The organism is Raineyella sp. W15-4 (assembly GCF_033170155.1).
Lineage (GTDB): Bacteria > Actinomycetota > Actinomycetes > Propionibacteriales > Propionibacteriaceae > Raineyella.
This window is the reverse complement of the sequence record NZ_CP137079.1, coordinates 3,625,357-3,637,857: the sequence shown is the minus strand read 5'-3', so window position 1 is coordinate 3,637,857 and position 12,501 is coordinate 3,625,357. Positions and strand designations below refer to the sequence as shown.

Below are 12,501 nucleotides of genomic sequence, written 5' to 3'. Positions count from 1 at the left end.
ATGGCGGCGGAACACGCTGGGCTGTACGGCGGTATCGAGGCGGGCGGCACGAAGTTCGTCTGCTGCCTGGGCACCGGTCCCGACGACCTCCGCGCCGAGGTGCGGTTCCCCACCACCACACCGGAGGAGACCCTCGGCCGGGCGGTGGCGTTCTTCCGGGCGGCCGGCGCCGCCGGCCCGGCGTCGATCGGCGTCGCCTGCTTCGGGCCGGTGGACCTCGATCCCGCCTCGGCGACGTACGGCCACATCACCACCACCCCGAAACCCGGCTGGGCCGGGACCGACGTGGTCGGGTTCCTGCGGTCGGCGTTGGATGTCCCGGTCGGCTTCGACACCGACGTCAACGGGGCCGCGCTCGGTGAGGCCCGATGGGGTGCCGGCCGGGGTCTGGATCCGTTCGTCTACCTGACCGTCGGCACCGGGATCGGCGGTGGGGCGATCGTCAACGGGGCGCCGCTGCACGGTCTGGTGCACCCGGAGATGGGCCACGTCCGGGTGCGGCACGACCGGGGCCTCGATCCGTTCCCGGGCGGCTGTCCGTTCCACGGCGACTGTCTGGAGGGGCTGGCGTCGGGGCCGGCGATGGCGCAGCGGTGGGGTGCCCCGGCGCAGACCCTGCCGGCCGGCCACCCCGCCTGGGAGCTGGAGGCGTCCTATCTCGCCGAGCTGCTGGCCGGGCTGGTCTGCACCCTGTCACCGCGCCGGATCGTGCTGGGCGGCGGGGTGATGGCCGGCCCGGGGCTGTTCGGGATGATCCGCCGCCGGACCCGGGAACTGCTGGCCGGCTACGTCTCCTCCCCGGCCGTCACAGATCGGATCGACGACTACATCGTGCCGCCGGGGCTGGGCGGCCGGTCCGGTCGGCTCGGCGCGCTGGCGTTGGCTCAGGCGGCGGTCACGTCTGCCGGGTAGCGGTCACTTCCACTGGGTGGCGACGACGAACGAGGCCGCGATCAGGCCCATCCCGACCGCCAGGTTCCAGTTGCCCATCGCGGCCATGAACGGGATCAGGTAGCCGGCGACGTAGAAGACCACGATCCAGGCGACGCCGAGCAACAGCAGGGTGACCATGGTCGGGACCACCCAGGGCGAGGTGCCGGGCGCGGCGGTCCGGCGGCGGGTCGTCTGCTCGGTCTCGGTCTCCGGTGTGGTCGCCGACGTCGGGTCCGCCTCCGCCGCACGGCCCTTGCCCCGGTCACCCTTGCGCCGGCCTGCGGTGCGGCGGTCACCCTTGCGGCGCTCGGCGACGGACTTGCGCTGGTGGGACTCGGCCACGACCACTCCTCGTACGGCGTTCCTGTTGGCTATGCCGGTAGCCTAGTCGACGACGCCTGGAGGCCCGACCGGCGGACCGGAGGAGATGGACGGTGACGGAACCGACGCTGCTGGACACGGCGCGCACCGGCGCCCGCCGGCTCCGGGCCCTGCTCACCCACCGTGGGGACGGTGCGGACCGGCCGCGGCGTACGGTCCGGATGGCCGCCGCCGGCGCCGCGACGGTGGCCATCTGCGTGCTGGCCGGCTACCTGATCGGCCTGAGCGCCGCACTCGCCCGGGGCACCGACCTGCGCGGTGGGCGCAACACCGACCTGATCTCGATGGTGCGGGCCGGCTCGCAGCGCAATGCGGTGCTCGCCCAGCAGGTCTCCAGCACCCGGGCCGAGGTCGACCGGCTCAGCAGTCGTGCCGGCACCGGCGTGGACCCCGGCCGGCTCTCCGACGCCGCGCAGGCCGCCCAGACCGTGCCGCTGACCGGACCGGGGGTGACTGTGGTGCTCGACGATGCCCCGGCCTCGGTGGCCCCGCCCGGGCTCGACCCCGACCTGCTGGTGGTGCACCAACAGGACATCCAGGCCTTCGTGAACGCCCTCTGGGAGGGCGGCGCCGAGGGGATGATGATCCAGGGCCAGCGGGTGATCTCCACCACCGGCATCAAGTGCGTCGGCAACACTGTGGTGCTCCAGGGCATCCCGTACGCCCCGCCGTACCGGATCCAGGCGATCGGCGACCCGGCGATGCTGGAGGCGGCGCTGTCGTCCTCGACGTACGTCCATAACTACCAGGACTACGTCGCGGCGTACGGGCTGGGATACCAGGAGCGGCGCGAGGACGCCCTGCACCTGCCCGCCTACACCGGTGGCACCGAGCTGTCCTATGCCACGGCGATCGGCTCGCCGAGCGCCACCGCCTCGCCGCGCTAGGCATCGGTCCCCGGCCGGACCGGCGGCCCGGGTCAGGCCAGGTCGACCAGCGGGGTCAGCCCGGCCGCCCGTTCCGGGGCATCGGCGTCACCGCAGACCGCCAGCCAGTTGGCGAAGATCCGGTAGCCGCCCTCGCTGAGCACCGATTCCGGGTGGAACTGGGTGCCCTCCACGGCGAGTTCGCGGTGCCGCAGCGCCATCACCACCCCGTCGGCGGTGGTCGCGGTGACCTCGAGGACGTCCGGGACGGTCTGCGGCAGCACGGCCAGGGAGTGGTAGCGGGTCGCGGTGAACGGGTCCGGCAGCCCGGCCAGGCAGCCGGCGCCACCGTGGTGGATCGGTGAGGTCTTACCGTGGCGCAGCTCGGGGGCCCGGTCGACGGTGGCGCCGTACGCCTCGCCGATCGCCTGCATGCCCAGGCAGACGCCGAAGATCGGCGTCCGGCCCGCCTGCTCCCGGATGATCGGGATGCAGCGGCCGGCGGCGGCCGGCGTGCCGGGGCCGGGCGAGAGCAGGATCCCGTCGAAGGGGTCGGCCCAGCCGGCGGCCTCGAGGCGCGGGTCGTCGTTGCGCCACACCGTCACGGTGGCACCGATCCGGGCGAGGTACTGGACGATGTTGTAGACGAACGAGTCGTAGTTGTCGACGACGAGGATCCGGACGCCGGCCGGGTCAGCCATTGTTCTTGTTCCGGCCGTTGCCGTTGCCGGAGCTGTCGCTGGCCGGGCTGGCCGTCGTCGTCGCCGAAGGGGACGCCGGCGACGACGAGGTGGTGGTCGGCGGCGCGGTCGGCTGGGGGGCCTTGGCGAGCACCACGGTGACCGCAGCGTCCCGGGAGACCTTGCTGCCCGCGGAGGGGCTCTGGGAGATCACGGTGCCCACCGAGGCGTTGGACGTCTGCTCGGTGAAGGTGACGTTGGTCAGGCCGAGCCCGGCCGCGTCGGACATCACGGCCTGCCGGTTGAACCCCGACCAGTCGGGCATCGTCACCTTTCCCGAGGCGTACGTCACGGTGATCTGGGTGTCCGGCACCACCTTCGTACCGGACGCCGGGTCGACGCTGAGCACCTCGCCGGAGGGCCGGGAGGAGTCGGCGGCGACCGTGGTGACGTTGGTGAACCCGGCGGACTTGAGCTGGGCCTGGACCTTGGTCAGCTGTTGGCCGACCAGCCCGTCGGGGATCGCCGTGGTCGCCGGGCCGCCGTTGACGGTCAGGGTGACCAGGCCGCCCTGGGCCAGCTTGCTGCCGCCGGGCGGGTCCTGGGCGGTGACGGTGCCGACGGTGGCGCCGGCCGGCCCCTCGGTGACATCGACCTTGGAGGTCAGGCCCTGGGCCTTGAGCAGTTCCTCCGCCACCACCTGGGTCTTGCCCACCACGTTCGGGACGGACTGCTTCGGCGTCAGGCCGCCGTTCGCGGCCCAGATGCCGCCGCCGGCGAGCAGCGCGACGAGCACCACCGCCACCACGATCCAGATGTTCCGGCGGCGGTGCCGCCGGGCGGTGTCGTCCGCCGCGGCGGCCTCGGGGTCGACCAGGGCCCGCTGCGGGCTGGTGGACAGCGCCGCCTCCTCACCCGGCGGCACGGTCTCCATCGCCCGGGTGGGCACCGCGGCCTCCACCGGCGCCAGGCCGCCGACCGCGGTGGCGGTCATCGCGGCGGTCGCCGCGGTCGCGGCACCGGCCAGCGCGAGCGGGTGCTGCCCGGCCAGCACCCGGGCGATGTCGTCGTGGAACTCCCGGGCGGTCTGGTAACGCCGGTCGGGGTCCTTCTCCAGCGCCTTCAGCACCAGCGCGTCGATGTCGGGGCTGATCGTCGGTACGATCGTGGAGGGGGCGGAGGCGTGCTCGCGGACGTGCTGGTAGGCGACCGAGACCGGCGAGTCCCCGACGAACGGCGGCCGGCCGGTGAGCAGCTCGAAGAGCAGGCAGCCGGTGGAGTAGAGGTCGGACCGGAAGCCGACCTTCTCGCCGCGGGCCTGCTCGGGGGAGAGGTACTGGGCGGTGCCGATCACTGCGGCGGTCTGGGTCATCGTCGCCTGGGTGTCGGCGACAGCGCGGGCGATACCGAAGTCCATCACCTTCACCTGGCCGCCGGCATCGGTCAGCATGACGTTGCCCGGCTTGATGTCACGGTGCACGATCCCGGCGCGATGGGAGTAGCCCAGCGCGTCGAGCACGCCCTGGGTGATCTCCAGGGCCCGTTCCGAGGTGAACGCCTCACCGGAGTTCATCACCTGGCGCAGCGTACGGCCCTCGACCAGCTCCATCACGATGTAGGGCACGACCTGGCCGGAGACCGGATCGCGCTCCTCGTCGGTGTCGTAGACGGCGACGATGTTGGGGTGGTTGAGGCCGGCCGCCGAGTGCGCCTCGCGGCGGAACCGGGCCTGGAACGTCGGGTCGGAGGCGAGGTCGATCCGCAGCCGCTTGATCGCCACGTCACGCTGCAGTCGCAGGTCGCGGGCCCGGTTGACCTCCGCCATGCCGCCGCGTCCCAGCGTCGGGCCGAGCTGGTAGCGGCCACCGAGGATCGTGGGTTGGGTGTCCATTGTCAGTTGACCTTCCGGGCTCACAGGAGTGCCTGGATCACGCTCTTGGCGATCGGTGCGGCAACCACGTTGCCCCCGACCTCCGATCGCGGGACGTTGGCGGATTCGACGAAGACGGCGACGGCGATCTTGCGGTTGTTCTTCTCGGCGAACGCCGTGAACCAGGCGTACGGCGGCTTGTCCGCCGTCGTCTGGGCGGTGCCGGTCTTGCCACCGACCCTCACCCCGTTGATCTGGGCGCTGGTGCCGGTGCCGCTGTTGACGACGTTGACCATCATGCCCTGCAGCTGCTGGGCGTTCGCGGCGCTCATGGCCTGGGACAGCTCCTTGGGTTTCGTGGTGCTCAGTGCGGTCAGGTCGGCGGCACGGACGGTCTGCACCACGTACGGCGTCATCAGCTTGCCGTCGTTGGCGATGGCCGCCGAGACCATCGCCATGTGCAGGGGGTTGGAGGCCACATCGTACTGGCCGATGCCGCTCAGGCCGGTCTGGGCCGGATCCGGGTTGGCCGGGAACCGGGCGGCGACACCGCCCACGTCGCCGAGCTGGAAGTTCCAGCCGAACTTCTCCGCCTGCTGGCGCAGTGCGTTGTCGCCGAGCTTGATCGCGACATTGGCGAAGGCGGTGTTGCAGGACAGCTGCAGCGCCCGGTCGAGGGTCTGCTGGCCGTCGCCGCACTGGGTCTCGTTCGGCAGCTGCGTCTTGGTGCCCGGCAGGGTCAGTTTCGCCGGGGTGTCGACCAGGGTGCTCGGCTGCATCCCGTTCTCCAGCGCCGCCGCGGCGGTGACCAGCTTGAACGTCGAGCCGGGTGGGTAGATCTCGCCGGCGGCACGGTTCGTCAGCGGCGAGTCGGGGTCCTGGAGCAGCGTCCCGTACGCCTCGCCGGCGCTCTTGATGTCGGTGCCGGACAGTGTCGTCGGGTCGTACGAGGGGCTGCTGACCATCGCCAGCACCGCGCCGGTCTCGGCGTCCATCGCGACCACCGCCCCCTGCTGGTGGCCGAGCGCCTGGGCGGCGGCCTGCTGGGCCTTCGGGTCGAGCGTCGTCTCGACCGTGGCCCCCTGCGGGGAGCGGCCGGTGACGGTGTCCACCAGCCGGCGGACGAACAGCGAGTTCGAGGTGCCGGCCAGTTCGGCGCTGTAGGCGCTCTCCAGTCCGGTGCTGCCCCGGTCGTACGAGAAGTAGCCGGTGACCGGCGCGTACAGGTCGCCCTGGGGATAGCTGCGCTGGTAGGCGAACTGGCTGCCCTGCGGGGTCGCGTCGGAGACGGCCAGGGTGGTCTTGCCCGCGACGATGGAGCCGCGGTGGCCGCCGAACTGCTCGTCGCGCACCCGGCGGTTCTGCGGGTTGGTGTTGAGTGAGTCCTGCTGGAAGACGACGATCTGCGAGGCGTTCAGCAGCAATGCGACGAAGAGCGCCATGGTGAGCACGGCGATGCGGCGGATCGGTTTGTTCACGGCCGCACCTCCGCCGTCGGGACGGCGATCAGCTGGGTGCTGTCGTCGGCCAGGGTCAGCTCGGTGGGCGCGGCCACCGGTCGGCGGACCTGGTGGGAGATCACCAGCAGCAGTCCGACGATCATCCAGTTGACCACCATCGACGAGCCGCCGTGGCTCATGAACGGGGTGGTCAGGCCGGTCATCGGGGTGAGCCGGGTGACGCCGCCGATGATCAGGAACACCTGCAGGGCGAACAGGAAGGACAGTCCGGTGGCCAGCAGGGTGGAGAAGTCGTCCCGGGCCGCCAGGGCGGTCCGCAGGCCGCGGAAGGCGAACAGTGCGTAGACCATGATCAGCGCCATCAGTCCGGTGATGCCGAGCTCCTCTCCGAGCGCGGCGGCGATGAAGTCGGACTTGGCCAGCGGGGTGAGGCCCGGCCGGCCGAGTCCCCAGCCGCGGCCGAGCAGCCCACCCCAGGCGTAGCCGAACTGGGCGCTGATGATCTGCAGGTTCTGGTCGTAGTTCTGGAAGGGGTGCAGCCAGGCGTCGATGCGCACCTGCACGTGGTGGAAGAGCGAGGCGGCGAGGAAGGCGGCCCCGGCGAAGGACAGCCCACCGAGCACCAGCCAGGCGGGCCGTTCGGTGGAGACGTAGAGCATCACCACGAACAGGCCGAAGAAGAGCATCGACATGCCGAGGTCCTTCTGGGTGACCAGCACCGTCATGGCGAGCGCCAGCATCACCCCCAGCGGGGCGAGATCGCGGGGGCGTGGGAAGGTGAGGCCGAGGAAGCGGGGGCCGGCGACGGCCAGCGCGTCGCGCTTGTCGACCAGGTAGGAGGCGAAGGCGATCGTCATCACGAACTTCGCCGCCTCGGCCGGCTGGAAGGAGAACCGCCAGATCCGGATCCACACCCGCGCCCCGTTGAGCTCGACCCCGAGGCCGGGCACCAGCGGGAGCATCATCAGCACCAGGCCGAGCAGGAACAGGGTGTAGGTGTAGGCCTGCAGCGGCCGGTGGTCGCGGACGACCACGATGGTGACCACTGCCAGGGCCATCCCCAGCCCGGTCCAGATCAGCTGGGTCAGCACGTCGTGGCGGGGCGGATCGGGGATCAGGTCGATCCGGTGGATCATCGCCAGCCCGACGCCGTTGAGCAGCAGCGCGCAGGGCAGCAGCAGCGGGTCCGCGTACGGCGCCCGCCAGCGGACCGCGATGTGGAGCGCCAGCCCGAGCCCGACCCACACCATCGTCACCGACAGCATCTCCGGGGGCAGGGTGCCGTCGAGGTTGAGGTGGGTGAGGGCGTAGCCGGCCAGCCCGATCACCTGGGCGACCAGGATCATCGCGAGTTCGACATTGCGTCGCCTGCGGTAGACGACGACGGAATCGGCGGTGTTGATCATCACGGGGCCGGCCATCAGCACTCCCCGTAGTCCGGGACGACCGGCGTCGGCGTCGACACGGGCTGGGGCGAGGCGGACGGGGAGGCCGGGTGCTGCTTGGCCTGTTCGGCGGCCTGCCGGGCCTGCTCCTCGGCGGCGCGGGTGGCCTCGGCGGCGGCCTCGTCGGCCTTGGCCCGGACCGTACGGCAGTACGCGGCGTTCTGGGAGAGTTCCGCCACACTGGCGTGCGCTGCGGACAGCGACTCGACGGTGATGCTGTCGTGCACCTGCTGCTGGTAGCGAGGGGAGAGATCGGCGATGGTGATGTCCTCGGTCTCCACCACCCGGCTCAGCCGCCAGGACCCGATCGTTGCGTCGAAACCGCGGTAGACCGCGACCTTTCCGCCGTCGGCGCTGATGAAGTAGCTGCCGCGCCACACCACCCAGGTGCCGACGACGGCGCCGCCGACCAGCAGCACGGCGACCAGCAGCGAGATCAGGGTGACCACCACCCGCCGGCGCGGCGACGGATCCTCGCGGGGCGCGTAGCGCTCGTCCTCCGCCAGTGCCATCCGCCGCGGGACCGCCTGCTGGGCGGTGGTGTGGTGCGCCGTCACCACCGGGGTCGGGTCGATGTCGTGCCGCAGCGGCTTCTCCAGCGCCTGGGCCTGACTGGCGACGTCCTCGGGGACCGGCCGGCCCTCCGCGTCGACCAGCAGCGGGGCGGCGAACTGGGCCGGATCGAGCGGGATCTCCTGGGTCCGCTCCGAGACCGACGGGATCTCCCGGGTCGCGGCGGCGCCGACGGTGACCGGCGCCGATCCGTCGGGCGGCTCGGCGACGAGGTCGGCGAGGATGACGGTGATGTTGTCCGACCCGCCGGCGTCGTGCGCGGCGGCGATCAACTGCTCCAGGGCGCGGGTGCGGTCGGGGACCGCGACCATCCGGGCCAGGTCGGTGTCGTCGACCAGGCCGCACAGGCCGTCGGAGCACAGCAGCAGCCGGTCGCCGGCGGCGGTGTCGACCAGGCCGATGTCCGGGTCGTTGTTCGGGGCCCCGTTCAGCACCCGCAGCAGCAGGGAACGGTGCGGGTGGGTGGCGGCCTGTTCGGGGGTGAGCCGGCCCTCGTCGACCAGCGACTGGACCCACGAGTGGTCGTGGGTGACCCGGACCAGACTGCCGCGGCGCATCCGGTACATCCGCGAGTCGCCGATGTGCACCACGGCCAGGTCGGTCCCGTCGAACGCGGCCGCGGTGACGGTGGTGCCCATCCCGTCCAGGGCGGGGTTGTCCGCAGCCAGATCGGCGATGAGCTCGTTGGCGTCGTGGACCCGTTGGGTGATCCGGCTCAGCAGGTCCTCTCCCCGCGGCGGTTTCGCGGCGGCGGCCAGTTCCTCGTCGAGGGCCCGCAGCCGGGTCACCGCGACGGCGGAGGCCAGATCACCGGCGGCTGCGCCGCCCATCCCGTCGGCCACGAGCAGCAGCTGTCCGGACGCATAGCCGGAATCCTGGTTGTTCTTGCGGACCAGCCCGATCTCGGAGTGTGCCGTGTAGCGGAGGGACAACGGCATGCTCACGACTCCAGTTTCAGGATCGTCCGCCCGATCCTGATCTCGTCGGCCGGCCCGATGATCGTCGCACCGGTGATCCGGCGCCCGTTGACGAATGTGCCGTTGGTCGAACCGAGGTCTTCCAGATAGAGGCCGGCATCCCCGTTGACCACCCGGGCGTGGCGGGTGGAGACGAAGTCGTCGTCGAGCACGATGGCGCATTCCGGGGAGCGGCCGATCATCACGTACGTCCCGGCCTGGTCGACCTCCGCCGCCATGCCCAGGTGTGGGCCGTTGGTGACCACCAGCCGGACCGGCGGGGCGGCCGGGGGAGTCACCGGGGCGGCGGCCCGGTGACCGTCGCGCCTGCCTCGCTCGGTGCGCTCGGCCCTGGCGGAGGGGAGCTCGGAGGTGGGCACCCGCCGGCCGAACAGGTCGGTGCGGATGACGTTGGCCGCGAGCAGGATGAACAGCCACAGCAGCGCGAGGTAGCCGATCTTGAGCGCGGCGAGGAGGATGTCGGACATCACTGATCCGTGCCGGGGGAATGGATGAGCATCCGGGTCGAGCCGATCTCGATCCGGGAGCCCTCGGTGAGGATGGCCTGGGTGACGCGCTGGCCGTTGACGATGATGCCGTTGGTCGACCCCAGGTCGACGATGGTCACCTGCTGGTCGTCGCCGGTGCCGGAGACCTTGATCTCGGCGTGCTGGCGGGAGATGCCCGGGTCGTTGATCCGCAGGTCGGCGCTGGTGCCGCGGCCGATGATGAAGCCCGGCGGGGTGAGTGGGTGACGCATCCCGTTGACCTCCAGGACCAGCCGGGTGCGGTGCAGCGGGGTGGGGGCGCCGGCTGCCCCGGGCCCGCCGGGCGCCGGCCCGCCGGCGGCGTCCACGCCCGCCACCGCCTGGGAGACGACGGTGAACTTGCCGGTGGGCAGCGAGGTGTCGAGTTCGTACGTGATGGAGATCGGGCCGTTGAAGATGTATCCCTGGCTGGACGCGTGCTGCTTGAGCTCGGGGACGATCTCGCGGCTCAGCGTCTTGCCGTACGGTGTCAGGCGCTCGTAGTCGTGCTGGGACAGGAAGACGGTGAACTCGTTGGGCACCAGACGGCGGTCGCGGGAGACGACCTTGGCCTCGGCGTCCAGCTCCCGCTGCAGGCGGGCGGCGATCTCCACCGGCTGCACGTCACCCTTGAACGCGCGGGCGAAGGCACCACTGACGGCACCCTCGAGTTTCCGCTCGAAGCGGTCGAAGACTCCCACCTTCAGTTCCTTCCGGCCGACTGCACATGGGTATCGCACCTCTGATCTTATGCGTCGGCGACGGCGGTACGCTGACCGCCGGGCGGTGTGGGCCTCAGGAAAGGCGGGTCCCGACCGAGCGATTTGACGCGTCGGGCGCCGCGTATGCTATGGTCTACCGGTTGCTGCGGGCAGGGAGACCTGTTCGGATCACTCATGCGCGAGTGGCGGAACGGCAGACGCGCTGGCTTCAGGTGCCAGTGTCCCTTGGGACGTGGAGGTTCAAATCCTCTCTCGCGCACCATTGTGATGTCTCGGGACATCACCGGACGCCCGGCCTACGGTGTAGGTGCGGGCGTTCTTCGTGTCCGAGCCCGTTCTTCGTGTCCGGGTGTCCGGCGCCGATGCGGCCGGGCGACCGACCGGGGGGCGGTGAGCGTGCAGCTGCGGGACCGGGGGAGGTGGTCGAGGGTCGGCGCCGCAGCGGCCATATTCTTCCGCGACATTCTCCCGCGACACAGTCGGCCGTGGTCGCCGGGTATGGCGTAAGAGCGCAGGATAGGGGACGGGCCGCATTTTCAGGGGGAAAATAGGTATTCCGTGACCCTTCTCACGTCAGTGACAATCAGGTCCCATCATGTGGTGTTCTTTCGGGCGGGATGCTCAGCGATCCGCGGGCCGCTCGTGCTCGGGGTCGATCGTCTGCAGGATCTGTTCGGCGATGGCGGTGAGCTGGGGCACCTGGGGGGCGGCCAGCGCGTCGAAGACGTACGTCCGGACGGCCTCGAGATGACCCGGTGCAGTCCGGACGACGAGTTCCCAGCCTTCCTCGGTCAGCGTCGCCAGGGTCGCCCGGCGGTCATCCGGATCCGGTGACCGGACCACCAGGCCGCGGTGCTCGAGCTTGGCGACGACCTGGGAGAGCCGCGACAGCGAGCCCTCGGCGAAGGCGGCCAGGTCGCTCATCCGGCGGGTGTGGTCCGGGGCCTCGGACAGTCCGGCCAGCACCATGTACTCGAAGAACCGCAGTCCGGCATCGCGTCGCAGCTGGCCGTCGAGCGCCGTCGGCAGCCGCAACACCACCCCGCCCAGGGCCAGCCAGGCGCGTCGTTCCTCCGTGGTCAGCCACCGGGGTTCGTTCGTCTCCTGCCGTTCCATGGCCCCATCGTACGCCTAGCTATTAAAAGTTGAAGTAAATTGGGTTCGGGGTGCTGCCAGGCGGAATCGGGTCGCTGCTCCCGCTCATCTGTGGCCAGCCACCGGGTGGCCGTCGGCGCTGCCCGGGCCGGCGGCATGCGGCGGTCTCAGTGCCCGGCCGTCGCCAGCATGCCCTCGACCCAGTCGAGGACATCGCTGCGGTCCAGGCGCATGACACCTGCTGTGCCCGCGCAGGTGGGGTTGCGCGTGTAGGAGGTGACCCCGGCGATGACAGTGCTGTCGCCGAGGAAGTTCGGGCCGCCCGAGTCACCGGAGCAGATGCCGCCGGTGTTGGCGTTCGCGGAGAGCAGCATCGCGAAGTCACCGACCTCGGGCATGCCGGTGTTGATCTGGACCAGGCGCGGGTGGGCGACCATCCGGACCACGTCCGCCCGGTTCTTCCACGCCGCCGCGTCCGGGAAGGACGCCTGCAGGCCGTAGCCCACCGAGGTGAAGGTGGTGCGGTTGCCGGGCCCCAGCGAGTCGAGCTGGTTGACCGCGGGCAGCCGGCCGTACGTCGCGCTCGGCACCGGCCGGTCGAGGACGACGACGCCCACGTCGTGCTGGTAGAAGGTGCCGGGATCGTAGGCCGGATGCGTGTATGCGGTGCCGCCGACGACATCGGGGTGCTGCGGGTCGGGCACGGCGTCGAACCAGACCGAGACGTAGGTCGGGTTGCCGGCCGTGCAGTGGCCGGCGGTGAGGAAGACCCGCTCCGAAAGCAGCGTGCCACTGCACAGCATCCCCTCGCCGGTGGTGGCGTTGTACGTGGCCAGGAAACCGACGTAGGGATGATCGTCGCCATCGGGCGTGCCATGGGTGATGGCGTGGGCCGGCGAGGTGCCCGCCACGAGCAGGAGGCTCGCGATGAGTGCCGTGACGAGTGTGCGCATGTCGGACCCTTCGAGTCGGTGCTGGCCCACCGGGCCCCGG

Annotated in this window: 12 protein-coding genes and 1 tRNA gene; 3 read left to right on the top strand and 10 right to left on the bottom strand. The window is 71.3% G+C overall.

The genetic code is table 11. The features are described 5' to 3' along the window. Window positions 1–912 carry an ROK family protein gene (locus tag R0145_RS16800; RefSeq protein ID WP_317838098.1) on the top strand — a complete coding sequence of 304 codons (912 nt, stop codon included), beginning with the start codon at window positions 1–3 and terminating at the stop codon, window positions 910–912. A gap of 3 nt (window positions 913–915) precedes the next feature. Here the strand turns inward: R0145_RS16800 and R0145_RS16795 are convergent, their stop codons facing one another. After that, window positions 916–1,275, bottom strand: coding sequence for a cell division protein CrgA (locus tag R0145_RS16795; RefSeq protein ID WP_317838097.1), 360 nt, complete (start codon window positions 1,273–1,275; stop codon window positions 916–918). Window positions 1,276–1,367: 92 nt separating this feature from the next. Between R0145_RS16795 and R0145_RS16790 the strand changes: the two genes are divergently transcribed. Next, complete coding sequence (locus R0145_RS16790) at window positions 1,368–2,201, top strand: DUF881 domain-containing protein (protein ID WP_317838096.1); 834 nt, start codon at window positions 1,368–1,370, stop codon at window positions 2,199–2,201. Between the two features lie 32 nt (window positions 2,202–2,233). Here the strand turns inward: R0145_RS16790 and R0145_RS16785 are convergent, their stop codons facing one another. From R0145_RS16785 to R0145_RS16755, 7 genes are read right to left on the bottom strand one after another with little or no spacing between them, the layout of a single operon-like run. Continuing rightward, entirely contained in the window at window positions 2,234–2,881 is a 648-nt protein-coding gene (locus R0145_RS16785) for an aminodeoxychorismate/anthranilate synthase component II (protein WP_317838095.1), read from the bottom strand. Next, complete coding sequence (pknB, locus tag R0145_RS16780; RefSeq protein ID WP_317838094.1) at window positions 2,874–4,751, bottom strand: Stk1 family PASTA domain-containing Ser/Thr kinase; 1,878 nt, start codon at window positions 4,749–4,751, stop codon at window positions 2,874–2,876. The genes R0145_RS16785 and pknB overlap by 8 nt, the downstream gene beginning before the upstream one ends. A gap of 20 nt (window positions 4,752–4,771) precedes the next feature. Further along, window positions 4,772–6,208, bottom strand: a complete 1,437-nt coding sequence (locus R0145_RS16775; protein WP_317838093.1) for a penicillin-binding protein 2 — start codon at window positions 6,206–6,208, stop codon at window positions 4,772–4,774. Then, window positions 6,205–7,611 carry an FtsW/RodA/SpoVE family cell cycle protein gene (locus R0145_RS16770; RefSeq protein WP_317838092.1) on the bottom strand — a complete coding sequence of 469 codons (1,407 nt, stop codon included), beginning with the start codon at window positions 7,609–7,611 and terminating at the stop codon, window positions 6,205–6,207. Before R0145_RS16770 ends, R0145_RS16775 begins: the two co-directional genes overlap by 4 nt. Next, window positions 7,611–9,146 carry a protein phosphatase 2C domain-containing protein gene (locus R0145_RS16765; RefSeq protein WP_317840265.1) on the bottom strand — a complete coding sequence of 512 codons (1,536 nt, stop codon included), beginning with the start codon at window positions 9,144–9,146 and terminating at the stop codon, window positions 7,611–7,613. Before R0145_RS16765 ends, R0145_RS16770 begins: the two co-directional genes overlap by 1 nt. A gap of 2 nt (window positions 9,147–9,148) precedes the next feature. After that, window positions 9,149–9,652: an FHA domain-containing protein gene (locus tag R0145_RS16760; protein ID WP_317838091.1), complete on the bottom strand. Its 504-nt coding sequence runs from the start codon at window positions 9,650–9,652 to the stop codon at window positions 9,149–9,151. Continuing rightward, window positions 9,652–10,392 (bottom strand): DUF3662 and FHA domain-containing protein, encoded by a 741-nt coding sequence (locus R0145_RS16755; RefSeq protein WP_317838090.1) that lies wholly within the window; start codon window positions 10,390–10,392, stop codon window positions 9,652–9,654. Before R0145_RS16755 ends, R0145_RS16760 begins: the two co-directional genes overlap by 1 nt. A 197-nt stretch (window positions 10,393–10,589) precedes the next feature. Between R0145_RS16755 and R0145_RS16750 the strand changes: the two genes are divergently transcribed. Then, window positions 10,590–10,675 (top strand) — tRNA-Leu (locus R0145_RS16750). 359 nt (window positions 10,676–11,034) lie between these two features. On the opposite strand, the gene R0145_RS16745 is transcribed toward R0145_RS16750, so the two are convergent. Together R0145_RS16745 and R0145_RS16740 are read right to left on the bottom strand one after the other, a co-directional pair. Then, window positions 11,035–11,529 carry a MarR family winged helix-turn-helix transcriptional regulator gene (locus R0145_RS16745; RefSeq protein ID WP_317838089.1) on the bottom strand — a complete coding sequence of 165 codons (495 nt, stop codon included), beginning with the start codon at window positions 11,527–11,529 and terminating at the stop codon, window positions 11,035–11,037. Window positions 11,530–11,675: 146 nt separating this feature from the next. Then, a complete protein-coding gene (locus R0145_RS16740; protein ID WP_317838088.1) occupies window positions 11,676–12,461 on the bottom strand; it encodes a trypsin-like serine protease in 786 nt (261 codons plus the stop codon). Window positions 12,462–12,501: the final 40 nt, after the last annotated feature.

Bases quoted from the DNA above. Each gene is read 5' to 3' on its own strand.
- R0145_RS16800 (WP_317838098.1), top strand. From the start codon at position 1: ATGGCGGCGGAACACGCTGGGCTGTACGGCGGTATCGAGGCGGGCGGC.
- R0145_RS16785 (WP_317838095.1), bottom strand. From the start codon at position 2,881: ATGGCTGACCCGGCCGGCGTCCGGATCCTCGTCGTCGACAACTACGAC.
- pknB (WP_317838094.1), bottom strand. From the start codon at position 4,751: ATGGACACCCAACCCACGATCCTCGGTGGCCGCTACCAGCTCGGCCCG.
- R0145_RS16770 (WP_317838092.1), bottom strand. From the start codon at position 7,611: ATGGCCGGCCCCGTGATGATCAACACCGCCGATTCCGTCGTCGTCTAC.
- R0145_RS16765 (WP_317840265.1), bottom strand. From the start codon at position 9,146: ATGCCGTTGTCCCTCCGCTACACGGCACACTCCGAGATCGGGCTGGTC.
- R0145_RS16760 (WP_317838091.1), bottom strand. From the start codon at position 9,652: ATGTCCGACATCCTCCTCGCCGCGCTCAAGATCGGCTACCTCGCGCTG.
- R0145_RS16745 (WP_317838089.1), bottom strand. From the start codon at position 11,529: ATGGAACGGCAGGAGACGAACGAACCCCGGTGGCTGACCACGGAGGAA.
- R0145_RS16740 (WP_317838088.1), bottom strand. From the start codon at position 12,461: ATGCGCACACTCGTCACGGCACTCATCGCGAGCCTCCTGCTCGTGGCG.